Origin of the sequence: Mangrovibacterium sp., assembly GCF_041596335.1 — a bacterium.
Taxonomy (GTDB): domain Bacteria; phylum Bacteroidota; class Bacteroidia; order Bacteroidales; family Prolixibacteraceae; genus Mangrovibacterium.
The window spans coordinates 1-24793 of record NZ_JBFHIT010000063.1; the positions used below are offsets into that span (position 1 = coordinate 1).

Annotated in this window: 24 protein-coding genes; 16 read left to right on the forward strand and 8 right to left on the reverse strand. The window is 43.6% G+C overall.

What is annotated here, in order from left to right; genetic code table 11:
- Positions 1-467: outer membrane protein (locus ABZD21_RS16855; RefSeq protein WP_372776280.1), on the forward strand; the 467-nt coding region annotated here is incomplete at its 5' end.
- A gap of 636 nt (positions 468-1103) precedes the next feature.
- Here the strand turns inward: ABZD21_RS16855 and ABZD21_RS16860 are convergent.
- From ABZD21_RS16860 to ABZD21_RS16875, 4 genes are all read right to left on the reverse strand, one after another.
- On the reverse strand, positions 1104-2282 hold the full coding sequence (locus tag ABZD21_RS16860; protein WP_372776281.1) for an alkaline phosphatase: 1179 nt from the start codon (positions 2280-2282) through the stop codon (positions 1104-1106).
- An 81-nt stretch (positions 2283-2363) separates the two neighbouring features.
- Entirely contained in the window at positions 2364-3035 is a 672-nt protein-coding gene (locus ABZD21_RS16865) for a helix-turn-helix domain-containing protein (protein WP_372776283.1), read from the reverse strand.
- A 32-nt stretch (positions 3036-3067) separates the two neighbouring features.
- Positions 3068-3949, reverse strand: coding sequence for a VIT1/CCC1 family protein (locus ABZD21_RS16870; protein WP_372776284.1), 882 nt, complete (start codon positions 3947-3949; stop codon positions 3068-3070).
- Positions 3950-3956: 7 nt separating this feature from the next.
- The gene (locus ABZD21_RS16875; protein WP_372776285.1) at positions 3957-4403 is read right to left on the reverse strand and encodes an N-acetyltransferase family protein; all 447 of its coding nucleotides are present in this window, start codon (positions 4401-4403) and stop codon (positions 3957-3959) included.
- Between the two features lie 72 nt (positions 4404-4475).
- Here ABZD21_RS16875 and yjjX point away from each other — a divergent pair, with 72 nt between their 5' ends.
- The gene (yjjX, locus tag ABZD21_RS16880) at positions 4476-5015 is read left to right on the forward strand and encodes an inosine/xanthosine triphosphatase (protein ID WP_372776286.1); all 540 of its coding nucleotides are present in this window, start codon (positions 4476-4478) and stop codon (positions 5013-5015) included.
- A gap of 6 nt (positions 5016-5021) precedes the next feature.
- Here yjjX and ABZD21_RS16885 read toward each other — a convergent pair whose 3' ends face one another.
- A complete protein-coding gene (locus ABZD21_RS16885) occupies positions 5022-5336 on the reverse strand; it encodes a NifB/NifX family molybdenum-iron cluster-binding protein (protein WP_372776287.1) in 315 nt (104 codons plus the stop codon).
- 10 nt (positions 5337-5346) lie between these two features.
- Positions 5347-5712, reverse strand: a complete 366-nt coding sequence (locus ABZD21_RS16890; protein ID WP_372776288.1) for a carboxymuconolactone decarboxylase family protein — start codon at positions 5710-5712, stop codon at positions 5347-5349.
- Between the two features lie 350 nt (positions 5713-6062).
- On the opposite strand from ABZD21_RS16890, the gene ABZD21_RS16895 reads away from it, so the two are divergent.
- On the forward strand, positions 6063-6527 hold the full coding sequence (locus tag ABZD21_RS16895; protein WP_372776289.1) for a hypothetical protein: 465 nt from the start codon (positions 6063-6065) through the stop codon (positions 6525-6527).
- Positions 6524-8422 (forward strand): amidophosphoribosyltransferase, encoded by a 1899-nt coding sequence (locus ABZD21_RS16900; protein ID WP_372776290.1) that lies wholly within the window; start codon positions 6524-6526, stop codon positions 8420-8422. Before ABZD21_RS16895 ends, ABZD21_RS16900 begins: the two co-directional genes overlap by 4 nt.
- A gap of 65 nt (positions 8423-8487) precedes the next feature.
- Here ABZD21_RS16900 and ABZD21_RS16905 read toward each other — a convergent pair whose 3' ends face one another.
- Both ABZD21_RS16905 and ABZD21_RS16910 read right to left on the reverse strand, forming a co-directional pair.
- The gene (locus ABZD21_RS16905; RefSeq protein WP_372776291.1) at positions 8488-9444 is read right to left on the reverse strand and encodes a GNAT family N-acetyltransferase; all 957 of its coding nucleotides are present in this window, start codon (positions 9442-9444) and stop codon (positions 8488-8490) included.
- 74 nt (positions 9445-9518) lie between these two features.
- Positions 9519-10361 (reverse strand): 1-acyl-sn-glycerol-3-phosphate acyltransferase, encoded by an 843-nt coding sequence (locus tag ABZD21_RS16910; RefSeq protein ID WP_372776292.1) that lies wholly within the window; start codon positions 10359-10361, stop codon positions 9519-9521.
- 306 nt (positions 10362-10667) lie between these two features.
- Between ABZD21_RS16910 and ABZD21_RS16915 the strand changes: the two genes are divergently transcribed.
- The 12 genes from ABZD21_RS16915 to ftsA all read left to right on the forward strand — a co-directional run bounded on the left by ABZD21_RS16915 (position 10668) and on the right by ftsA (position 24567).
- Positions 10668-11123, forward strand: coding sequence for a division/cell wall cluster transcriptional repressor MraZ (locus tag ABZD21_RS16915; RefSeq protein WP_372776293.1), 456 nt, complete (start codon positions 10668-10670; stop codon positions 11121-11123).
- A 3-nt stretch (positions 11124-11126) separates the two neighbouring features.
- Positions 11127-12029, forward strand: a complete 903-nt coding sequence (rsmH, locus tag ABZD21_RS16920) for a 16S rRNA (cytosine(1402)-N(4))-methyltransferase RsmH (protein ID WP_372776294.1) — start codon at positions 11127-11129, stop codon at positions 12027-12029.
- Positions 12026-12391: an FtsL-like putative cell division protein gene (locus tag ABZD21_RS16925; RefSeq protein ID WP_372776295.1), complete on the forward strand. Its 366-nt coding sequence runs from the start codon at positions 12026-12028 to the stop codon at positions 12389-12391. The genes rsmH and ABZD21_RS16925 overlap by 4 nt, the downstream gene beginning before the upstream one ends.
- A 68-nt stretch (positions 12392-12459) precedes the next feature.
- Entirely contained in the window at positions 12460-14595 is a 2136-nt protein-coding gene (locus ABZD21_RS16930; protein ID WP_372776296.1) for a penicillin-binding transpeptidase domain-containing protein, read from the forward strand.
- 1 nt (position 14596) lies between these two features.
- On the forward strand, positions 14597-16048 hold the full coding sequence (locus ABZD21_RS16935; protein WP_372776297.1) for a UDP-N-acetylmuramoyl-L-alanyl-D-glutamate--2,6-diaminopimelate ligase: 1452 nt from the start codon (positions 14597-14599) through the stop codon (positions 16046-16048).
- Positions 16049-16082: 34 nt separating this feature from the next.
- On the forward strand, positions 16083-17333 hold the full coding sequence (mraY, locus tag ABZD21_RS16940) for a phospho-N-acetylmuramoyl-pentapeptide-transferase (protein WP_372776298.1): 1251 nt from the start codon (positions 16083-16085) through the stop codon (positions 17331-17333).
- Positions 17334-17335: 2 nt separating this feature from the next.
- Complete coding sequence (gene murD, locus ABZD21_RS16945; protein WP_372776299.1) at positions 17336-18673, forward strand: UDP-N-acetylmuramoyl-L-alanine--D-glutamate ligase; 1338 nt, start codon at positions 17336-17338, stop codon at positions 18671-18673.
- 57 nt (positions 18674-18730) lie between these two features.
- Positions 18731-19933, forward strand: a complete 1203-nt coding sequence (locus tag ABZD21_RS16950) for an FtsW/RodA/SpoVE family cell cycle protein (protein ID WP_372776300.1) — start codon at positions 18731-18733, stop codon at positions 19931-19933.
- A 53-nt stretch (positions 19934-19986) separates the two neighbouring features.
- On the forward strand, positions 19987-21087 hold the full coding sequence (gene murG, locus ABZD21_RS16955) for an undecaprenyldiphospho-muramoylpentapeptide beta-N-acetylglucosaminyltransferase (protein ID WP_372776301.1): 1101 nt from the start codon (positions 19987-19989) through the stop codon (positions 21085-21087).
- Positions 21084-22469 carry a UDP-N-acetylmuramate--L-alanine ligase gene (murC, locus tag ABZD21_RS16960; RefSeq protein ID WP_372776303.1) on the forward strand — a complete coding sequence of 462 codons (1386 nt, stop codon included), beginning with the start codon at positions 21084-21086 and terminating at the stop codon, positions 22467-22469. The genes murG and murC overlap by 4 nt, the downstream gene beginning before the upstream one ends.
- Positions 22462-23211: a cell division protein FtsQ/DivIB gene (locus tag ABZD21_RS16965; protein WP_372776304.1), complete on the forward strand. Its 750-nt coding sequence runs from the start codon at positions 22462-22464 to the stop codon at positions 23209-23211. Before murC ends, ABZD21_RS16965 begins: the two co-directional genes overlap by 8 nt.
- A 60-nt stretch (positions 23212-23271) precedes the next feature.
- Entirely contained in the window at positions 23272-24567 is a 1296-nt protein-coding gene (ftsA, locus tag ABZD21_RS16970) for a cell division protein FtsA (protein ID WP_372776306.1), read from the forward strand.
- Positions 24568-24793 lie beyond the last annotated feature (226 nt).

Consider the following 24793-nt stretch of genomic DNA (forward strand, 5'->3'; position numbering starts at 1 on the left):
ACTATAACAGTGGTGACGGAGGCAAAACAAGCAGTTTTGATTTTTCGCCCGCAGTTGGATACTTTGTCGCGAACAACCTCGCTTTTGGAATAATGTTGGAGCTTAGCACAACAACCGAAAAGGATGACTACGACAAATATACCACATCTAGTTCCATAGTCATGCCATTTGCGGTCTACTACTTTGGTAAAAGTAATGTCAAACCATACGTTCAGGGCGGTTTGGGGCCAGGATGGGGAAAGGAGAAATCCCATCCAAGTGGAGACCCTTCAGTAACAATAAAAACAAATTTGTTTTCTTATGCTTTTGGTGGAGGATTGGCCATATTTCTATACGATAACATCGCATTGGACTTCGGCCTTGGTTATGCATCGGCAACTTCGAAATGGAAAGATCTCTCCAACGTCGAATGGAAAAACACGATGAACGGATTCAGCTCAAGCATAGGGATTTCAGTAATCTTCTGATCAATAAAAAGGTAGGGTTTAACTCTACCTTTTTATTAGCAATGCGATAACAACTACGTAGTTCTAACAGTTGGGAAGACTGTCGCATGGGTGGCGACTCTACCTTTCTTTACAATAAATGCTATCAGCAACGGCGATTGGTCTAGACTTGATCCGTTAAAATCAGGAAGGATATCCAATAATGCCTTTAAAATTACGGACGGACTTTTTAAGGGAAATCCCTGGCAAATAATACTTGGCTATTCATATTCACAGCTAAGAGATGTCGCTGGCCGAGTTGATCGTGTCGACCATCTTGGTGACGCAACATTTGTTACAAATGAGCACAGTCGTACCTTTTTTATTGATATTCGTTTTCCATTGTATGAAACGAACATGAACTTTTTTAATCAAAAATTCACAAACAAGGATGATTAAAAAAGTTTATGTGAGAGCGGAGCGGTTCCATCCGTTCTCAAATTTTAAAGTAAGTTTTTAAAAACTTGAAAATTTTAAACGTGTGAAAAAATAGAAAACATTATCCTAGCTCTTCTGCAGTTAAAGTGCTTGATCCCAGGATTATGCTATTCAATTTCTGATAAAATGAGAAAGCGGATAATTGTCGTTATATGTTCGTGACAAAAAGCTTAGTTCGAATTACTTTCTTACCTGATTCTTTTTTTCGTCTTTACCGTGAATGAATGAGATTAGTTTTTTGCCGATGTCTTCGTTTTTCATAATTCCTGTAAATTGCTCGGCGCCCGGGCCGTAGGCAAATACGGGCACCATAATGCTGGTGTGGTGACCACTAATGAATGCTCCTTCTACCATTCCGGTTTCCATGTCTCCTCCGACAAGTCCCATCCCTCCGGTCTCGTGATCAGCTGTGATGACGATCAACGTTTGTCGATCCTTGGCTGCAAATTCAAGTGCTTTTCCAACTGCCTTGTCAAAGTCCAACATTTCTTCAACGACATAATTGGTGTTGTTTTGGTGTCCGCCCCAGTCAATTTGCGAACCTTCAATCATGACGAAAAATCCTTTTTTGTTTTTACTCAAAATAGTTAACGCAGTTTCGGTTGCACGGGGCAACATGTTATTCCGCTCGCTGGCAACCGCATTGTGTTCACTCGCTGTCAGTCCGGCCAATTTGCCTGAATTTACCCTTTCAATTTCATTCATGTCCTGTAAAACTGCATAGCCATTTTTTTTCAGTTCCTGGGTCAGGTCACGTCCGTCTTCCCGCTCGGCAAAGTGTTTGTAACCACCGCCAATGAATACATCAATATCGGTGTTCATAAAATCACCGGCAATTTCTTCGTACATGCTGCGCGAAGGTTGGTGGGCGATGAATGAGGCCGGAGTGGCATGGGTTATTGCTGAAGTTGAGACCAGACCTGTTGATTTCCCTTTTTCTTCGGCAATCTCCAGCATTGTTGGCCGGGCAATGGTGTCGGTGTCCACTCCAATAGCGCCATTGTATGTCCGGTAACCGCTGGATAGCGCGGTTCCTCCAGCCGCCGAATCAGTGATGTAGTTATCTGAGGATTGGGTGTCAGAGAATCCAACGTGTTGGAAGTTGTTCAGAAAAAGATTCCCGTGATTGGCTGTTAAACCGGCATAAACCTGTGCTACACCCATTCCGTCACCAATCATGAAAATGATGTTTTTCGGTTTCTTTGATTTAGGCGCGTCAACATATGTTTTTACCGGATAACCGATTGTGCCTTGGTAGATTTTAAGCGAATCTTCCTTGCTTATTGTTTTGTAGTTTTCCTGAGCGTAGGACTGGCTTAGGATTAAAACCGAAACTACGAGTATGAAATATTTTTTCATTATAATCGATTTAGTGCTTTTCAAAACTAGTTGGATTTATTGGTATGAATGTGTCGGAAAAATTACAATACTATGAAATTTTTATCGGGCCGTTTCAGATCTGTCATAATCTGAGCGATCAAAACTGTCAGCTAAGGCATAGCGTATTTGTTGTCCGCCAAAAACTGGCCGAAGGATTCCAAGGACAATAAAATCGGATAAAATAGTTGCTGCTTTCTTGTAGGTTATTTGGGCTTTTCGAGAGAAAGCTGATTGGCTGATACTTTCTGTTTCGGCTAAATAATCGAGCAGAAATTTCTCGTCGTTCGAGTAGCGGATAAAAATCCCGGTTTTGCTTTGTTGTTTTCGCCACACCTCAATCATTACCTTGTTTGCCAATTTGTTTTCATCGTGCAAGCGGTAATATGCCCACCATTTATTCTCTGTGTCCTGCGCAAAGTGTGGTTTGTTGGGGCTGTTTTCAACGATTACTTCGAGCACCGTTTTTTGGTCGACAATATGCTGCCGGGTGTTAAACGCAATCGGGGGATTGCTGTAGATTTTCGCGGCCGATTCTACCATGTAGTATTCTTCGTCGGTACGCACTCCGGCAATATTGCCATTGTCTTTCACTCCAACCAACAGGCGTCCGCCGTCGGTATTGGCAAAGGCAACCAGCGAGCGTGCAATTTTTCGCGAATCGGAGATACAATGTTTAAAATCCTGATTGAGGTGTTCTCCTTCCAGGATCATTTTCTTTAATTCGGTATTCACATCCTGTCCTCTTATTGCTTATTTTCACGCAATTAAACTTCAATTCCAAACATTATCCGAACCAGATATCCGAGTCCGAACGAAATTAAACCAACTACCGTACTTAAAACAACCATTTCTGTAAAACGTTTGCGGAAGGGCTGGTCATTCGCCACCGAAATATAGTAGCTGTAGAAGAACACCACCATGATGGAATCGAAAACGGCCACAGCCAATGCGGTAAAGGGAGATTCGAAAATGAGGAAAGGGGCAACCAGAAAAACGACGGCCACCAGATAGGCTATTCCGGTGAAAAAAGCGGACTTGATAGCTCCTTCAGCATTCCCTTCCGATTTGTTGGAAAGATATTCGGAGGATGACATCGATAATGCTCCGGCAATTCCGGCGATGATTCCGGCCAAAGCCACCAGTTTTGTATTTTGAAGAGCAAAAGTCAAGCCGGCCAATGTTCCCAGTATTTCAACCAGTGCATCATTCAATCCCAGAACAATGGAGCCAATGTATTCCAGTTTTTCCTCGTGCAGCATCCCAATTAGTTGGTTTTCGTGCTCGTTTTCTTCTTTGCCAATTTGAATGGCTTCGGGAACTTCTTGTCCAATCTCCTGGTAGTTGATCTGGGCGTTTTCTTCCGATTTTTCGAGCAGCTTTATTCCAAAGGTGATCCCGAAAATCCGGGCGATCCAATAGAATTTTCGGATTTCCCATTGACTGGGAGCAACCTCGCGACCGGTATATTTCATCCATATATTGTAGTGCCTTAACTCGTCATCGGCTATGCTTTGAAGGATCTCGGCATTCCCCTTTTCTTTGATTCTGTTTGCTAAGCGACTGTATATGTGATGTTCTGTGATTTCAGATCGTTGGGCGATAATCAGTTGTTGGCGTGTTTTAGGAGATAGTGGTTTTCGTTCCATTGCATTCTTATTTAAGCCATTCGTAAAGTTGATAATGATCAGCGCTCATTCCCGATTTCTCGTAAACCCGATGGGCCCGATGGTTGCTTTTTTCGGCGTAAAGACGGATTCCTTTGAGGTTTTCGTCGTGTGCAACCAGCTTTTGGATGTGTTGGTACATAGAGGAATAGATCCCTTTTTTTCGGAATTCGGGCTTTACGTAGACTGATTGAATCCACAATACCGTTCCGTTTCTCCAATCGCTCCATTCAAATGTCGTTAGCAACGAAGCGACGAGCTGGCCGTCGATCTCACAAACATAGTAGCTTCCTTTTCCCGGATCGTCGAATACGGCTCGAACACCAGCTGAAAGAACTGTTTCGTCCAATTTCAAATCTTCTGTTTCAAGAGCCATCGCAAGTTGAAACCCCGCGATAGCGGGCGCATCTTCGATTTTGGCCTCACGGATGAGCATGGGTTGAATTTTTAGTTTGAACATTCGAAAAGTAAAAGTAGTTTTATTGCCCTTAACGTGATTGTTTTTCCGATGAAAATTGTAATTGCCTCCAAAAATCCAGTAAAAATTAATGCAGTTTTAAAGTCCTTTCAAGCGTGCTTCACGGAGCGGCTGATTTCCGTACCGGTTAGTGTACCGTCAGGCGTGTCGGATCAACCAATGGATGAAGACGAAACCTTGCAGGGGGCAATAAACCGCGTGCTGCAGGCGCGGATGAAACAGCCGGGCGCTGATTTTTATGTCGGAATTGAAGGTGGCGTGTCGCTGCATCACGATCGTTTGTTTGCTTTCGCATGGATTGTGGTCGTTAATAGCGATTTTGAGTCGCATGCCCGAACTGCTACGTTCGAACTTCCACCCGAAATTAGAACATTGATCTTTAGCGGGATGGAACTTGGTGATGCCGATGATCAGGTGTTTAAAAAGCAGAATTCGAAACAGCAAAACGGAGCAGTTGGCTTACTGACCAGCGATCGGGTAACACGAGAGACGTTGTACCAGCAAGCCGTATTACTGGCTTTAATACCTTTTATTAACCGGCAGCTGTATCTCAATAAAGAGTTAGAATAAGCCGTGTTATTGGGCAAATTGGATTTTTTTCAGAATGTACTGAAGACTAACCTTGTCTTCAGAAAGCATGATGATCTGGATCTGCTTTTCATCCAATCTGGCTTTGGCTTTGGGGCCAATCTCTCCGGTTATAATTTTCGAAACATTTTCTTTTTTCAATAAATCAACCACGCGGGGAGCTACGTTTTCCTCTTCTTCATAGTATGGGTTAGCGATAAAGCGAGTGGTGTTGCCGTCGGATAATAAGAAATACGGACAGCGGCCAAATCGTATGTCCATGCTGGCGGTGAGTTTTTTATCGGTTGCACTAATGGCTATCATAGATTTTGTATTAAGATTTTGTATTGATTCCGGCCTTGGTATTTAAGGCTTCCCAGTATTCTACTGCTCGTCGTGTATGAGGAATAACAATTGTTCCGCCAACAAGGTTTGCAATTGAGAACACTTCAAATACTTCATCGTCAGTCATTCCTTGTTCGTGACACTTTTCCAAATGATATTTAATACAGTCATCGCAGCGCAAAACCATCGATGATACCAACCCAAGCATCTCCTTCGTTTTAACCGGGAGGGCACCATCCTGGTAGGCCAGGGTGTCAACACTGTAAATCCGTTTCATGACTTTGTTCCCGGATTCAAGTATTTTGTCGTTCATTTTTTCCCGGTACTCCCTAAATTCATTTATTAAATCACTCATAACAGGTATTCAGTTCAATTGTTTTTTTTCGATACTACTTTCGTAATCAAGCGTAGTTGACCATGCTGATGTTTTCCTGGTCGTTTAAAGATGTTCTGCGAATTTCGGTCAAAAATATTCATTTTCCGCATATTTCGGGAAATTCAGACGATTAGATCGATGAATTTGTGAATCTAATTCGAACCTGATAAAGATCTCTCAATCTGTTTTTGACTTCGCAAGTAAGTCCGCCGATAAATTTAAAGGCTGAAAATAATTGTAAAATTTTCTCTTTTTCTTTCTCAATAAAAACATTGGATTCTTGTATTAAATCTATTCGCATTATATTTGCCTCTCTAAAAGTCGCCTCTATGAAGTTACCAATTGTTGGGATCATCTTTGTTTTAATTCAGTTGAGCGTTTTTGCCCAAGAGATGCCCTACAATCCTGCCGGAACTTCAGCTGGCGAGAATATCCTTAACCGTATTAATGTGCAGCAGGATGCTCGCGTTGACAGTTTGCTGAAAATTCATGTTGAAATGAATAAACGGAGTCAAGGTGTCGATGGCTACCGGGTGGAAATCTTTTTTAAATCGGGTGTTGTTGCACGTGAGAGTGCAATGAAAGTGCGTACGGAATTCCTTCGGGTTTACCCCGATATCCCCGCTTATATGACGTTTCAAAGTCCAAATTTTAAAATTCGTGTAGGCGACTGCCGCACCAAAAGTGACGCTTTGATCGTGAAAGAGAGAATTATAAAGAATTATCCGAATGCCTTTATTGTGTCGGATTTGATTCAGTTTCCAAAATTATATACAGATTCAAATAAGCAATGAGCGAATTGATTAAACACGAATGTGGTATTGCCCTGATCCGGTTAAGAAAGCCGTTGAGTTACTACCAGGAGAAGTACGGAACATGGCAATACGGCCTGAATAAGCTATATCTATTAATGGAAAAGCAGCACAACCGCGGGCAAGATGGTGCCGGGGTTGTAAGCGTGAAGTTGGACCTTAAACCGGGGCAGGAGTATATTCATCGCTATCGTTCAATTGAGCAAAATCCGATTAAAGATGTCTTTGATAAAGTCGGAAAATCGGTGAAAAAAGCGGTGAAGCAAGGGAAAGATATTAATGATTTGAAATGGGTTTATCAGAATCTTCCTTATGCCGGTGAGTTGTATTTGGGGCATTTGCGTTATGGAACATTTGGAAACAACAGTATCGATTTTGTACATCCTGTAATGCGTCAAAATAATTGGAAGTCGCGTACGCTGGTATTAGCCGGAAACTTTAACTTAACCAACACCGATGAACTTTTTCAACGGTTGATTGATTTAGGACAACATCCGAAAAACTATACGGACACCGTTACCGCGTTGGAGAAAGTGGGGCACTTCCTGGATGAAGAGAACCAGTTCCGTTTCCGTCAGTATAAAAATGAAGGCTATTCGAATCGGGAAATATCACCTTTGATAGAGAAAAATCTGGATGTGCAGAGTATTGTAGAGAATGCAAGTAAGGATTGGGATGGTGGATATGCGATGGCCGGCCTAATTGGTCATGGCGATGCTTTTGTTGCCCGCGACCCCTGGGGGATTCGGCCAGCTCACTACTACATCGACGACGAGATTGTCGTAGTTGCTTCGGAGCGTCCGGTTATTCAAACGGTAATGAATGTGAAAGACACTGATGTGCATCAGGTTAAGCCGGGTGAAGCACTGATCATTAAAAAGGATGGAACAGTGTCGTCGCAGATTGTTCGTGTGCCACATAAGCGTAAATCCTGTTCGTTTGAGCGGATCTATTTTTCTCGCGGAAGCGACAAAGATATTTATCAGGAACGCAAGGCGTTAGGGCATTTGCTGGCTCCAACCATTCTGAAAGCGATTGATTTTGATATTCGAAATACTGTATTTTCTTATATTCCGAATACATCGGAAACCGCCTTTTATGGCATGATGCAGGGTGTTCGCGATCATTTAATGGTTTGGAAGAAAGAGCAAATCCGGGCAAAAAACGGAAATATTTCAGAAGAGGATCTCGAGAACATTATTTCGCTTGAGCCTCGTGTTGAGAAAATAGCGATTAAGGATGTGAAACTTCGCACCTTTATTGCCGACGACGCCAGTCGTGACGATCTGGTCGCTCACGTTTACGATGTGACCTACGGGGTTGTAAAAGAAAATACCGATACTTTGGTCATTATCGATGATTCAATTGTGCGCGGAACGACACTTAAGAAAAGTATTCTGAAAATTCTTGATCGTTTGAATCCGAAACGCATTATTGTAATTTCATCGGCTCCTCAAATTCGGTACCCCGATTGCTATGGAATCGATATGGCGGTGTTGGGTAAGTTTATCGCATTCAACGCGGCAATTGAGTTGTTGAAAGACCATGACAAAGAGCATGTGATTGACGAGGTATATAATAAATGTAAGGCGCAACAAAATTTACCCAAAGAAGAAATCGTAAACTACGTTAAAGAAATCTATCGTCAGTTTACACCGGAGCAAATTTCAGCAAAGATTGCCGAATTGTTGAGGCCGGAGGGGTGCAATGCGCAGGTTGATATTGTATATCAAAGCATTGAAAATCTTCACAAAGCTTGCCCGAACGATACGGGCGACTGGTATTTTACAGGCGACTATCCAACCCCGGGAGGAAACAAGGTGGTCAATACCTCATTCATCAATTATGTTGAAGGTTTTGAAGGAAGAGCATACTAAACACGATCATACGAAACGAAAAAAGCAGGCTACAAGCCTGCTTTTTTTATGTGGTGTATGTTCTCTTATTTAATTTCCGGGAAACTGTCGCCTTTGTCCTTAATGTAGGTTTCGATGTGACGATCGCGCTTGGCGTCATAAATGTCTTTTATGGTCACGATGATGCCGGTTTCCTCCACATCACCAAAGCGATCATTGAGGATCGTTCCAAAGGTTTTCATTGAAGGGCTGAGGTTCATGTAGGCATTGATGAGGGGTGGAATGTTTTCACCAAGTTCGCGAACTTTCTGTGTTAGTATCCGATAGTCCTCATTGTAGGTTTTCCCGTTAAATATCTGAGCCATTTCATTTCGGTCCATGTCCACTTCCATAGGTTTTTTTGGGTAAACCAAGTAGTCATGATCCTTAAAGTATTTATCAAAGAAGTACAGGATCAGGTTTCTGGCTTTCACATTGAAGTGAGTATACATGGTCACCTTACCAAAGAAGTACTTTATTTCCGGGTGGTCAACAATTAGCGCGCCTAGTCCGTCCCATAGGTTGTCAAGCGCGAATAGTGCTTTTGCACCTGCTTTGCTCGACTGGTAGGCCGGTTGTACAAACGATCGTCCCAGTTCAAGCGTATGGGGCATGAATTCTGACAGGAATTTTTCGGAGAAGTGGAAAAGACGGGCTGTAGCTAGTTTCACCTCGCCATTTTCATCAGTCGGAAGGCCATCGCACAAAATGTAGCGGTATCCGCCTAAAATTTCCTGTGCGTCAGGATCCCATACAATTAATTGTTTGTAGGGATTTTCTTGCGTATCATATTGGTCAATGTCCAGATCTTTGCCCGTTCCGCCACCAGCTTCCCTGAAGGTTATCTCGCGCAGTCTTCCGATTTCATGCATAATGTTTGGGGAGTCGTGATACGTAATCACGTAGATCTCATTGGCACCCTTGTTCGTCTTTCTTAATAGCTTTTCTTCTGTTAGTTCAGCCAGAATCGCCTCTTTTGCGACCGGTGCGGCAATATCCTTCATACTTGTTCTGCTAAATTTTAATGAGTTACAAAGCTAAAAAAATTATTTAGAAATGGTTTTGATCCCATTCCAATTTAAACGTCCGGATTGGTTGGTAGTTCATACAATATTCGGCGAATTTCGTCGGCCCATTCTTTTTGGGTTTTGCTATTGTCGAAGGTTTGGTGTGGGATGGGTTTTCCAAACGTTAATGTGAATTTTTGTCCTTTGTGGCCAAAGGTTTCATCAGCTAAATACAGCATTTCCAAATTCCATTTTAGCCCAATTTTTTTCCGAAGATTCGAGAGTCTGTAGAAGAAGTTTGAATTATGACCGCTAATGTGGACGGGAATAACATCTCGCTTGTGTTCAATCGCTTTTTGGATGAAATGTTTTTTCCAGTCTGTATCTTCAATTTTCTTGTTAATTTTTCGGCTGGCTAATCCCGACGGGAAGATCAAAATCTGTAAGTCTGATCGGTAAGTTTCTTCAATGGCTTTTACCGCCTGACGACTATGTCCGCCATGTTTATTGATTGGCACGAAGATGTTGGCCAGCGGGCTAATCTTTAGAAGTAAATCGTTTACGAGAAAACGTAGTTCGCCTGCGCGTTTGTACACGTTACTAATGAGTAGAAGTGCATCAAACCCTCCAAGCGGGTGGTTGGCAACAAAAATATATCGACCCGACGTTGGGACATTTTCCAACCCAACAACCTTTTCGCTGATCTCGAAATGGTTCACGAGGCTTTGGGCGAACTCCACGCCTCTTAAATGTCCGTATTTCGAAATGATCTCGTTGCACTCGTCAATGTGCCCTATTTTATTGATGTACCGGTAAACGAAGCCAGGTAAAAGACGGGCTAGTTTGGGGTTTTTTTCCACAAACAGGGCTTTAACGTCTATCGGTTTGAGTGTGTTCTTTCGATCTGAAGGCATGGTGTCGTGTATTTGAATCGAAAATAGAAAAATATTTCCGAAGTGGAATATTTGTGAATTTTATAGTGAAAAATATTTAGTGTTTTTGTGAGTTATTAACACTTGTTGATAAGTTGACGGACAGTTTAATGTGCAGTAAATCAGTGTTGGGGGTGGGTGTTGTTAACCGGATGTCAGGTCTTATTAACAATGAATTAACAGTGTTTGCGTGGAGTAAGGGTGGAAAAAAGTGACTGAATGTGACTGAAAGTGGATTTTTGCAATGGAATTTGCTAATTTTACAGTTGAATAATAGGCAATTAACAGATGAACTTCTCAGCAGAAAAAAACGCAACGTTCGATGAAAAGGGACGAGTGGTGTTGCCTGCCGACTATAAAAATGAAATGGGAGGCAGGATTCCCGGTGGCCAGATGGCCATCGAGCTGGATCCGTATGAGAAGTGTTTGAACATCTATCCGATGGAGGCTTGGGAGAAGCATCTGAGTGAATTGACTGGTAAATTGAATCGTAACAATCGGGAACAAAGTCGATTGTTGGACGCGATTTACAGGAGATTTAAAGTTATTCAGGTTCCGGATAGTTGCCGGATGAATTTTCCAAACAATTTTTTGGAGAAGGTACACATTCGTAAGGATGTTGTCTTTGTTGGTCAGGGCGAGCGTATTCGTCTTTGGGATGCCGCTGAGTATGAGGCTTATGTTGGTACCGATGAAGATTATGCAGAATTGTTTAGTAAGCATTTTGGTAATGTGGAGGAGTAAAAAGTGGAGCAAGTTTATCATATACCGGTTTTGTTGAATGAAAGCATCGAGGGGCTGAATATCCGAAAGGATGGCGATTATGTTGATGTGACCTTTGGTGGTGGTGGTCATTCACGAGTGATCTTGAGTAAACTGGATCAAGGGCGTTTGTTTGGCTTCGATCAGGATGAGGATGCTGCCGAAAATGCGTTCGATGATCCCCGGTTCATTTTCATTCGACACAATTTTAAATACATGCGTAATTTCTTGCGCTTTAAGGAGGTTGGCGAAGTTGACGGTATTTTGGCCGATTTGGGCGTTTCGTCACATGATTTTGATGTGGCCGAACGTGGCTTTTCGTTCCGCTTTGAAGGTGATTTGGATATGCGGATGAATCGGAATGCAACTAAAACTGCTGCCGATTTGGTAAATGATCTCGATGAAGAGAGTCTGGTCCGGATTTTCAGAGATTTTGGTGAGGTTGAAAATGCGCGTCGTTTGGTGCGGCAAATTATCTCGGTTCGCCAAGGGTCTCCAATCAAAACAATTGATCAGTTTAAGGCCGCTATTGCCCCTTGTGTCCCCAAAAAAATAGAAACAAAATATTTAGCCAAAGTTTTTCAGGCATTGCGCATTGAGACCAACGGTGAGTTGGATGTTTTAAAGGATTTCTTGGAACAGAGCGTGGCTCTTTTGAAGCCGGGCGGTCGGTTGGTGGTGATTACCTATCATTCGCTGGAAGATCGTTTGGTGAAAAACTTTATTAAAGCAGGGAATTTTGAGGGGAAGCAGGAGAAGGATTTTTACGGCAATGTTAGTTCGAGTCTCGAGGCGATCAATCGGAAAGTGATTATTCCCTCGGATGAAGAGATTGAACGAAATCCCCGGGCCAGAAGTGCTAAGTTGAGAATTGCAGAGAAGTTATGAGTGAGGAAAATAGCCATAAAGAAAAACCAAAAGGCAGAGGGCCGATCCTGAAGTCTTTTTTAGGTGGAAGCATTCTGGCCAGCGAAAAGGCGTTAAGTCAGATTCCCTTTGTGTTGTTTGTTGTTTTTCTGTTCATTCTCATTATCGCGAATCGTTATTGGTCGGAAAAAACATTAACAGAGATGGAGGCGGTGCAGGATTCGATTAAAGAATTGCGGGCATCATCGGTCACTTTCGAAACCGAGTTGATGCGGATGAACAGGCCTTCGGAGATTGCTAACAGGGTTCGTGAAAGTGGTCTGGAGTTGATAGAACCGCAAGAGCCAGCCCGTAAATTGAAGGTTGATAAATTGAATCAATAAATATAGAATGGTGTTGTCGGGAGTTGAATTAGACAACGATGGATTAATTTTTTTAGACGGGAAGTTAAATGGAGATCAGGAAATACATAACTCTTCGCTTTGGAATCATCTACTTTTTGGCCTTGGCGCTAACCGCAGCAATTGTGGTGAAGCTGGTTATGATCCAAAATATAGATACAGAAAGGTGGGAGCAGATTGGAAAGAACCTGAAGACAAATACTTCTGAAATTCAAGCTAAGCGAGGAAATGTTTGTGCCGACGATGGAAGCATTCTTGCAACTTCGATTCCATACTACGAATTACGTTTCGATTGTGAAGCGCCCAGAATTGTCCGTGATTTCGATGAGAAAAGTGACGCTTTCGCGGAGGAGGTCGCCAAGTTTTTTGGTATTTCAAAAAGTCAGTTTAAGCAACGTTTAACACAGTCTTTCCGAAAAGGAAACCGTTGGTTCTTGCTTTATCCTGAGAAAATAAATTATAACCAGCTGCAAAAATTTAAACGTTTGAGCATGTTGCAGCGCTCCAATTTCGGCAGTGGGCTCATTGTTGTTGGCGAGAGCGAACGGGTAATGCCGCATGGCGACATGGCAAGCCGGACGATTGGGACATTAAACAAAGGCGCTTTTGGAGGTATTCATGGCAATGTTGGTTATTCTGGTATTGAAGGCGTGATGGAAAGCTATTTGGCGGGGGTGAACGGGTTGGCTATCAAACGAAATTACTCCGGTCACTGGGTTGATATCCCGCTGTCTGAGCCGGAAGATGGCAAGGATGTAATCACGACGATCAACGTCAATCTTCAGGATTTTACTCAAAATGCCTTAATGACTCAAATGTTGAAATCGCAGGCCGAGTGGGGTACTGCAATCGTAATGGAAGTGGCCACTGGCGATATCAAAGCGATAGCGAACCTCGGACGTCGTAAGGACGGAGCTTATGCCGAGACCTATAATTTTGCTCTCGGACACGCAGGCTGCAGCGAACCGGGCTCAACCTTTAAGTTAGTTTCATTGATGGTTGCCATGGAGGATGGCTACGTAGATACAACAGATGTGTTTGATACCGGAGTCGGCCGTTGGGAATACAAGGGGCAGACGATCTACGACAGCGACTACGGGCATGGAGGTCATGGTGCGATAAGCATGAAGAAAATATTTGAGCTTTCGTCCAATGTTGGAGTCGCAAAAATCATTACCAAGTATTACGAAGGCAAGGAGCGCGATTTTATCGATCGGGTATATAATTTCGGATTGAATAAACCACTCGGTTTGGGATTTGCCGGAGAAGGAGTTCCCTATATTAAATATCCGGGCGACAATGTTTGGTGGGGACCGTCTTTGGCTTGGATTTCTTATGGATACGAAATCAAGTTGACACCGATTCAAACGCTTACTTTTTACAATGCGATTGCGAATGGCGGACGGATGGTTAAACCACGTTTCGTGAAAGAGGTGCGTGAGAATGGCTTGTTGGTGCGCAAGTTCGAACCCGAAGTGCTGAATCCAATGATTTGTTCAGGATCGACCTTGGCAAAGGCCAAAAGTATGCTCGAGGGAGTGTGTTCTGAGGGAACCGGAAAGTCGCTGAATAATGAATATTTCCCTATTGCCGGGAAAACCGGAACAGCACAGGTTGCCTACGATAATCAGGGCTATACCAAAGGTGGCAAAAAATACCAGGCTTCGTTTGCCGGTTATTTCCCGGCCGACGACCCAAAATATTCTATCATGGTGGCAGTAGTTGGTCCCAAGGGCTTGTATTATGGAGGGTCTGTTGCCGGCCCTGTTTTTAAAGAAGTTGTGTCGAAAGTCTACGCTTCTTTTCTCGATCCTCGGGAGAAAGCGGCCGATGAAAAGACCGAAGAGCCACAAAAGCCTCAAAAAATACAGCTGGTCGATAAGGGCTTTAGCGAAGATGTAATCGAAACTGCAGCTGAGTTGAAACTGCCAATCAATAAAAAGGAAGTAGCGGGTGATTTAGTCGAAGTTGCCGTACTGGAAAATCAACCTAAAATACGGAGCAGCGAGTTGCGGGACGGGCTGGTTCCCAGTGTAGTCGGAATGACTGGTGGTGATGCTTTGTATTTGTTGGAGAGATCAGGCCTGAAAGTGAAAATGAAGGGTCTTGGAAAAGTAAGTAAACAATCCCTGAATGCAGGGAATAAGATAAAAAAGGGTCAAACCATTTATTTGGAATTGAGTTGATATGAAAACATTAAGGGATGTATTGAGTGGAATTGAGAATGAACTGGTTGCCGGTAGCCTTGAGGCGCCGGTTAACCAGATTCAGTTTGATTCGCGTAAAGTGAAGGCAGGCGATGTTTTTGTGGCTACCACAGGTACCCATGTTGACGGGCACGATTTCATTGGAAAAGCGATTTCAAATGGTGCAAGTATTATTATTGCCGAGCGAAGTGTCGCCGAACTTGGTAATGCTACATTGGTGAAGTTGAATAACACCGCGGCGGCGCTGGGCGTTTTGGCAGCCAACTTTTACAACAATCCTTCGGCAAACCTGAAGGTGGTTGGAGTAACCGGAACGAACGGGAAAACGACCATTGCGACCCTGTTATATAAGCTGTTCACTAAATTGGGTTACCAAGCCGGGTTGATTTCTACGATAAAATATTATGTGGGTGAGCAGGAGTTTCCAGCCACACACACCACACCCGATGCCTTACAAATTCAATCGCTAATGGCTAAAATGGTCGAGGCCGGGTGCGAATATTGTTTTATGGAAGTGAGTTCGCATGCCATTGATCAGGATCGGATTGCCGGGATCGATTTCCAGGGGGGAATATTTACCAACTTAACTCACGACCATCTTGACTATCACAAAACATTTGCAGAATACCTGAAAGCCAAAAAGAAATTCTTCGACCATCTGCCGGCAAAAGCTTTTGCTTTAACCAATGCTGATGAGAAGAATGGCAGGGTGATGCTTCAAAATACGAAGGCTATTCAGAAATCATATGGGTTGAAGGGATTGGCCGACTTTAAATGTAAAGTATTGGAGAAACACATGGACGGTATGTTGCTGGCCATTGATGGGCGGGAAGTTTGGACCCATTTCTCCGGTCTGTTCAATGCATACAACCTGATGGCTGTGTATGCTTCTGCGCTTTTGCTGGGTGAGGATGTCGAAAAAGTTTTGCCGCTGATCAGCGAGCTACGTCCGGTTGCCGGACGATTTGAGATTTTGCGTTCAACTGATGGCAAGTATGCTATTGTGGACTACGCTCATACACCCGATGCCCTGAAAAATGTGCTAAATGGAATTAGCGAGATCCGAACCGGAAACGAGCAGGTGATAACCGTGGTAGGTGCTGGAGGCGATCGCGACAAAACCAAACGACCGGTGATGGCGAAGGAAGCAGTTTTGCAAAGCGATCGGGTCATTTTAACGTCAGACAACCCTAGAACGGAGGTTCCGGAGCAAATTATTGCCGACATGGAAGCTGGTGTTGAACCGCAGGTTCGAAAAAAAGTATTGTCAATAGTTAATCGCAAAGAAGCGATCCGCACAGCTTGTATGCTTGCCGCACCTGGCGACATTATTTTGGTAGCCGGTAAAGGACATGAAGATTACCAGGAGATTAATGGTGTAAAATATCATTTTGACGATAAAGAAGTGATTGCTGAGATTTTCAATCAGTAATGGGTAGGACACGAAAATAAAAAAATAAGGAGCTATGTTTAGTTTATTGTATGAATGGTTAAAAGAGTTTGACATCCCCGGGATAGGTATGTTGCAGTATATTTCCTTTAGGTCGTCGGCTGCCATCATTACCTCGGCGTTTATTACAATGGGTTTTGGGAAATCACTCATCAGACTTCTTCAACGTAAGCAAATCGGCGAAGTTGTTCGTGATTTAGGACTCGAGGGGCAGTTGCAAAAAAAAGGTACGCCTACAATGGGTGGTCTGATCATTCTGGCTTCTATTATTATCCCAACGCTGCTGTTCGCGCAATTGGACAATGTCTACATCATTCTCATGCTTGTAACAACTATTTGGCTGGGTATCATCGGCTTTATCGACGATTATATCAAAGTTTTTCTGAAAGACAAAGAAGGATTGGCCGGTAAATTCAAGATTCTTGGGCAGGTTAGTTTGGGGATCATTGTTGCTGCAACCTTGTACTTGTCGCCCGAGGTGGTGGTTCGCGAAAAGGTTAAAAATGCGAAAGGCGATTTTGTGAAAGAGATTGTCGTTGACAACGAAACTGGTCAGCAATCGGTTCATTTCGCGACCAAAGAGGTGAAATCAACGAAAACCACCTTGCCCTTCCTTAAAAATCATGAGTTCGACTACAAGTGGGTGGTGAACTTCATAGGCGAACAATCGGAGTGGATTCGGTGGTTTGTTTATGCATTCGCTATTATTCTAATTATAACTGCGGTGTCAAACGCCGCAAATCTTACTGACGGAATCGATGGGCTGGCAACAGGAACATCGGCCATTAGTGCGGTGACTCTGGGGATTTTGGCCTATGTGAGTGGTAACATTATTTATTCTGATTATCTAAATATCATGTATATCCCGAATATCGGGGAGTTGACAGTTTTCATCGCTGCCTTTATTGGTGCAACTGTTGGCTTTTTGTGGTGGAATTCATACCCGGCCCAAGTATTTATGGGCGATACCGGTAGCCTCGCGCTCGGAGGTATTTTGGCGGTGTTTGCCATTGTTATCCGAAAGGAAATTCTGATCCCGCTTTTATGTGGCATTTTTCTGGTCGAAAACCTTTCGGTCATCATACAGGTGAGTTACTTTAAATATACCCGGAAAAAGTATGGCGAAGGTCAGCGTGTGTTTCTGATGAGTCCGATCCATCACCATTTTCAGAAGAAGGGCATTCCGGAAGCAAAAATTGTTACTCGTTTCTGGATCGTTGGAATCGTGTTGGCGGTATTCACTATTGCAACTTTAAAAATGCGCTAGTCATGGCCAGACGAATTGTCATATTGGGAGCAGGTGAGAGCGGGGTAGGTTCAGCAATTCTGGCGAAGAAAAAAGGTTTCGAAGTTTTGGTGTCTGATGCCGGAACTATAAAACCAAAGTACAAAGACGTTCTTTCAAATTATGCGATTCCGTTTGAAGAAGGAAAGCATTCGGAAAACGAAATTCTATCCGCTGACGAAGTAATCAAGAGCCCGGGAATTCCGGATAAAGCACCCTTGGTGAAGAAGCTTCATGAGCTGGCTGTCCCGGTTATCTCCGAGATAGAATTTGCCGGTCGGTACTGCAATGCGAAGACCATTTGCATAACTGGTAGTAATGGCAAAACCACCACTACCATGCTGACTTATCATCTGCTGCAAAAAGCAGGACTTAATGTTGGGCTGGCCGGAAATGTGGGGCAAAGTTTTGCCTGGCAGGTTGCCGAGAAGAATTTCGATTATTACGTGCTCGAACTTAGCAGTTTTCAGTTAGACGGGATGTTTGAGTTTCGGGCCAATGTGGCAATCTTACTAAACATTACGCCCGATCACCTGGATCGCTACGAGTACAAATTTCAGAATTATGTGGACTCAAAATTCCGCATCATTCAGAATCAAACCGAGGAGGACTTTTTTATTTATTGGTCCGAAGATCCGGTGATTCAGGAAGAATTGAAAAAAAGAAACATTCCGGCAACTTGTTTGCCCTTCGGCCTTGCCAAAGCGGCTGAACCGGGAGCTGGAATGATTGACAATACACTAACGATAAATTGGAACAAAAACACATTCAATATGTCCATATTTGATATCGCGTTGCAGGGGAAACACAACACCTATAATTCCATGGCCGCTGGTTTGGCTGGTTCGGTGTTGAACATTCGAAATGAAAGAATCAGAGAGAGTTTGTCTGATTTTAGAGGGGTTGAGCATCGGTTGGAACGTTTCCTGAAGGTGCACGGCATTGAGTTTATCAACGACTCAAAAGCGACCAATGTTAATTCAACTTGGTATGCGCTGGAAAGTATAAACCGACCGGTTGTATGGATTGTGGGTGGTGTTGATAAAGGCAACAATTATAAAGAGCTGGAAGCATTGGTTCGCGAAAAAGTGAAAGCGATCGTCTGCCTCGGTGTAGACAATAAGAAGATTGTGGACCACTTCAAGGACATTGTGCCCGACATTGTGGAAACTCAGGATATAAAAGATGCTGTAAGAGCATCGTACTACCTGGCTAAAGATGGTGAAATTGTTTTGTTGTCGCCAGCCTGTGCCAGCTTCGATTTGTTTGAAAGCTACGAAGATCGTGGACGCCAGTTTAAAAAGGCTGTTCGTGACTTGTGATCTTCAGATCGAGAATGTGTAGTTGTTTGATTTGATCAAAATAAAAGAAATAGGAGTATGAATTTTTCAATCGGAAACTGGATAAAAGGTGATCGTACCTTGTGGGTGGTGCTGTTTTTTCTTTCCCTGGCATCCATCCTCATCGTGTATAGCGCTACCGGCCGGCTAGCTTATCGCGAAGCGGAAGGGCGAACCGCCTATTATTTGGTTCGTCACGCAAGCTTTATGCTCATGGGCTTCGGAATTATGCTTTTTCTTGTCAATGTAGTTCCGGTGAAATTCTATTCGGTTATCGCGCCATCTGCCTTAATTCTTACGGTTGGTTTGTTGGTTTTGGCGCTCATTCAATATAAAGTTAGCGGAAAAGCCACACCTCGGTCGCTCGATCTGAAGTTTATCAGTTTTCAGCCGGCCGAGTTCGCCAAACTTTCCTTGGTCATGTTTGGAGCTAAAATGTTAGCCAGCAGGCAGAAATCGGAACAGGAACTGAGGAAAGCTTTCTTTTGGATTCTGGGAGCGAGCGGAGTGATTTGCGCAATAATTTCAATTGGAAACATATCAACAGCCGCGGTGATATTTGTGGGGATGATGGGCCTTATGTTTGTTGGTCGTGTGCCGATTAAATATTTGGGTTTAACTGCTTTGTCGGGTGTGTTGTTGGCGTTGGCAATGTATTTTGCAGCGCCTCATATGCCACATTCGTTCGGCCGGCTGCAAACCTTTAAACAGCGGATCGACGATCACATGTTTGGCGACAAAGAATCTGAGGAAGGAACTACACAGGCCGATTTTGCCAAGTTGGCTATTTTCGAAGGCGGACTAATTGGGAAAGGACCTGGGAGTAGCGATGTAAGTAATTATATGGAGGCTGCTTACAACGACTTTATCTACGCCATTTTGGTTGAAGAATATGGAGTCATAGGAGGTGTGTTTGTCGTTTTGCTCTATCTCATTTTTCTGTTCCGGGGGGTGTCTATTGTAAGGGCGAGTACCCGAACATTTCCGGCGTTTCTGGCAACGGGCATTGTGCTTATTTACAGTATTCAGGCCTTTGTTAATATGTCGGTGTCAACTGGTATTGCGCCGGTTACCGGGCAGCCGTTGCCCTGGATCAGTATGGGTGGAACGTCGATGTTGTTTACAGCGGCTGGTTTTGGATTGGTGCTATCGGTTAGCTACTTAAATAAGAAAAATCAGAAAGCAGAGGAGAGCGAGCAACCGGTTGTTGTCAATGTGCCCGACGAGGATCATGAGTTTTAGGAATGATTTGTAACGCAGAATTGTAGAAATAAAATATAAGAAACAGGTAAACCATGGCATTAAAAGTAATCATAAGCGGGGGAGGAACAGGGGGGCATATTTTCCCGGCTCTTTCTATTGCCAACGGACTGAAACAGGCGGTTCCTGATGTGGACATTCTGTTTGTTGGCGCGCTGGGAAAGATGGAGATGGAGCGTGTTCCCGCTGCAGGTTACCCAATTGTTGGTCTGCCGGTTATGGGTTTGCCACGAAAAGCATCATTCAAGTTGTTTAAGTTTTTGTGGATGCTGTTTCAAAGTATGCTGAAAGCTCGAAAAGTAATTAAGGATTTTAAGCCGGATGTCGCTATTGGAGTCGGTGGTTTTGCCAGTGGCCCGGTTTTAAAAGCGGCTGGTCGGGCTGGTGTACCAACCATTTTGCAAGAACAAAATTCATATGCCGGAGTAACCAATAAGTTGCTGTCGGCAAAAGTTCGGAAAATATGTGTTGCCTACCCCAATATGCAGCGGTACTTTCCGGCCGAAAAAATTGTGGTAACCGGAAATCCGGTTCGCCAGAATTTGTTGCTCCCGGTTGATCGGATGCAGGCGTTAAAAGCGTTCAATCTTAATGCGAATCAGCCCGTGGTTCTGATTGTTGGCGGAAGTTTGGGCGCACGGAGTTTGAACGAGAGCGTAATGGCAAACCTCGATCGGATTGCCGACAGCGGTGTACAGGTAGTCTGGCAAACCGGTAAAATTTATTACCGTGAAATGGTGGAGCGTTTGAAGGGAAAGCAGCCGGTGAATTTGCAGGCGCTAGAGTTTCTGACAGACATGGATCTGGCCTATAAGGCGGCTGATTTAGTCATCTCAAGGGCTGGAGCCGGCACTATTTCAGAGCTTTGTTTGCTTGGAAAACCTTCTGTTTTGATGCCTTCTCCCAATGTGGCCGAGGATCATCAAACTAAAAATGCAATGGCTTTAGTCGAAAATCAGGCTGCCGTTTTGGTGAAAGATGAGGATGGGCCTCAAGAATTATTTGTCGAAGCTTTCCGCTTGGTAAAAGATAAAAAGAAGTTGGCCCTGCTTGCCGAGAATAGTAAAAGATTGGCCAAACCCAACGCAACAAATGAGATTGTTGCCGTTATTTTAAAAGAAGTAGAAACGAAATGAAAGGTTTTAGCAACATAGAACAAGTCTATTTCCTGGGCATAGGAGGAATCGGGATGAGCGCGTTGGCACGCTGGTTTAAGCATGCCGGATTCGACGTATCAGGATATGACAGGACTGAATCTGCGCTGACCAGGGAGTTAGTGGATGAAGGAATGGCTGTACATTATTCCGACGAACCAGAAATGATTGCTTCAACCTTAGTTAAAAATAAATGTCTGGTGGTGATTACCCCGGCAGTTCCAGCCGATATGGGAGAGAAACTTTATTTGGAGGGAAATGGCTTCAATATAAAAAAGCGCTCTCAGGTATTGGGAATGATTTGTGACCAGGGGCGAACCTGTGCTGTTGCCGGAACGCATGGTAAAACGACCGTGTCGACCATGACAGCGCACATTTTGAAAAGCTCAAGTGTCGATTGCAACGCTTTCCTTGGTGGGATCTCGAAGAACTACCAAACAAATTTGTTGCTTTCCGAAAGCAGCGAATGGATGGTTGCGGAGGCTGATGAATTCGATCGCTCATTCCTTCAATTGCATCCCGACTATGCTGTTATCACATCGATGGATGCAGATCATCTGGATATTTACGGTGATCATCAGTCCATTATTGACTCCTTTGGAGCCTTTGTCGGGCAAATTAAAACAGGTGGTGCAGTTGTCGTGAAAAAGGGATTGAAGGTGAGCCGCGAGTTAAATCCGGCAATTAATCATTTTACCTATTCACGTACTGAAAAGGCTGATTATTATGCCGATAAAATTCGGTTGGAAAACGAAGCTTATCATTTCGATTTGCATCATCCGAACGGTATTGTGGAAGATGTTCAGCTGAATTATCCCGGATTGTTGAATGTAGAGAATGCGGTGGCGGCTTCGGCTCTGGCTTTGCTGGCTGGTGTTTCCGACGATGAACTGAAAGCGGCATTGGCAACCTACCAGGGAGTGAAGCGCCGCTTTGATATTCGATTGCGAACAAACAATTATATTTTAATCGATGACTATGCTCATCATCCCGAAGAGCTGAAAGCTACAATTAGTTCAGTTAAGGCGATGTTTTCCGACCGTTGGGTGACCGGCATTTTTCAACCGCATTTATATAGCCGAACAAAAGATTTTGCGACTGAGTTTGCTACAGAACTAAGCCAGCTAGATGAGTTGTTTCTTCTCGACATCTACCCGGCTCGCGAAAAGCCAATTCCGAATGTCGATTCAGCATTGATTTTTGACCAGGTGGCATTGAACAACAAACATTTGTTGCCTAAAACGGAATTGCTTACCCATGCTGGTCAATTGAAACCCGGTGTAATTTTAATGATGGGTGCAGGTGATATTGATTTGTTAATTGAACCGGTCGCTCAGTTTTTAAAACAAGAGGCTCATGATTAACGTGATTCTAAAAATAGGATTTGGTAGCCTGGGGATAATCTTCCTGATATTCACATTGGCTTTTTCTTCGGAGAAACTCTCTAAGGTGAAGTGTGACGAGTTGAATGTTATTATCCCCGAAGAATCTGCGCGTTTTATTGACGAAGATGAAGTGATTCGTTTGGTGAAAAAGGCAGATCCGACGCTTTTTGAGAATACGCTGGATAAAGTAAATACCAATTTGCTGGAACAGAAACTACGGAAAACACCTGCGATCAAGAACGTGGAGGTATTCCGCCATATTTCCGGCGAACGAATGGATTTCAAAGGACACTTGGTTGTTGAGGTTATTCAACGAGAGCCTTTACTCCGGGTTGTGAGTGGGCAGGATGATTATTATATGGACGCGTCGGGTGTTCGAATTCCGGCAAATCCACAGTTTACGGCTCATGTGATGCTGATCACCGGAAGGGTTGATGAGGATTTTGTGCGTCAGCAGCTCATCCCATTAGTGAGCTTCGTGAATGACGACAATTTGTGGAAAGCGCAAATTAAGCAAATCGAGGTGGCTTCTTCTGGAGAATTAACGATGATTCCGTTGGTTGGTGAGCAATTGATCGAATTTGGTGATGCAAACGAATACCAGGAGAAGTTTAGAAACCTGAAGGCTTTGTACGTTCAGGCATTCAACAAATTTGGTTGGGATAAATACAAGAAGGTTAGTTTAAAATATAAAGATCAGGTGGTGTGTACCAAACGATAGTTTTGCAGATCGTGGGCTACTTGATAAACGAAAATAAAGACGGGACAAAAAATTAAGCTTATGGCCAAAAGCAAAAAAACAGTTGCAGCAGTAGATGTCGGTACTACAAAAGTTGTAGTTGTCGCCGGACAGTTAGGTGCTGAAGATCGAGTTGAAATACTGGGGATAGGAACTTCTGCTTCGGCGGGGGTGCAACGTGGTGTTGTGCTAAATATCGAAGAAGTCTCGCGCGCAATTGATACTGCTTTGCGGCAGGCCGAAGAGCAGATCGGAACCGAAATAGACGAAGTTTATGTAAATATTGTAGGTCAGCAATTGAAAACCTTTTCGCTGAAAGCAGAGAAGTACATCGACAACGAAAATTTGGTTACTGAAGCTGACATCGAATTTCTGATTCAGAAGGTAAAAAAGGCAGAGCTGCCTCAAGGTTATAAGATATATCATGCAGAACCACAGCTTTATAAAGTAGATCAGGAAGGCGAGTGTGCCGATCCGGTAGGAATGAAGGCAGAGCATCTGGAGGTAGAATTTAAATTGTTGGTGGCGCCTGAAACATACGAACGCAATCTGCAACTGGGATTTGAACGTACCGGAATTGCCGTGAAAAAGGCAATTGTCGATCCTTTAGCGTCGTCAGAAGTGTTACTTACTGAGGAGGAAAAGGAAACCGGTGTAATTTTATTGGATATTGGTGGTGGAACAACCAAAATAGCCATTTTTCAGGAAGGTGTATTGCGTTATTCTTCGCTAATTCCTTTTGGGGGGAATGTACTGACTCACGATATAAAAGAAGGATGTTCGATCATTCTGCGTCAGGCCGAATCATTAAAAACACAGTTTGGAGAAGCGATGGGCGATTTTGCTCCGGCAGATAAAGTGGTAACAATTCCTTCTCCATCGGGGTGGGAACCAAAGGAAATTAGTTTCAAGAACCTGTCGTATATCATTCAGGCGCGTATGGAAGAAATTATCGAGAGTATCAACTTCCACATCGAGAAGTCGGGCTACGGTGATCGCATTGGCGCCGGTATTGTTTTAACCGGAGGAACTGCCTTGTTGCACAATCTGAATCAGCTAATTAAATACCAAACTGGGATGGATGTGCGGATTGGTGTTCCTCGGATAAAAACAGAGAAACAGTGGAAAGGATTGGAAGATCCGAGGTTCGCGACAGTTTTAGGGTTGTTGCAGATGGCTCTGCGCGATCAGGCCTCTGATGGACGAAAAGCTCCTGTGAAAAGAAAGTCAGCCAAAGCAAAGTCAAATTCATTCGGTTTCTTTAAATCGATGAAAGAAGGAGTGGCCCGTCAAATGGATATGTTTTTTAACGACGAACAAGGAATTGAAATTAAATAGGATACGAGAGGCCGAGCTGATTTGTCGGCTGTAAACAATAGCATTGGAATAGGTTCATAACAAATGAATGGATTTTTACGTGGATCACATTGGTAATTTAACTTAAAAAACTCCTCGCTTATGATTGAGGAAATGATTGATTTTGGTTTGGAGCGGGCGCAGTCATCGATCATCAAGGTGCTTGGTGTTGGTGGCGCCGGATGTAATGCTGTCAACCATATGTTTA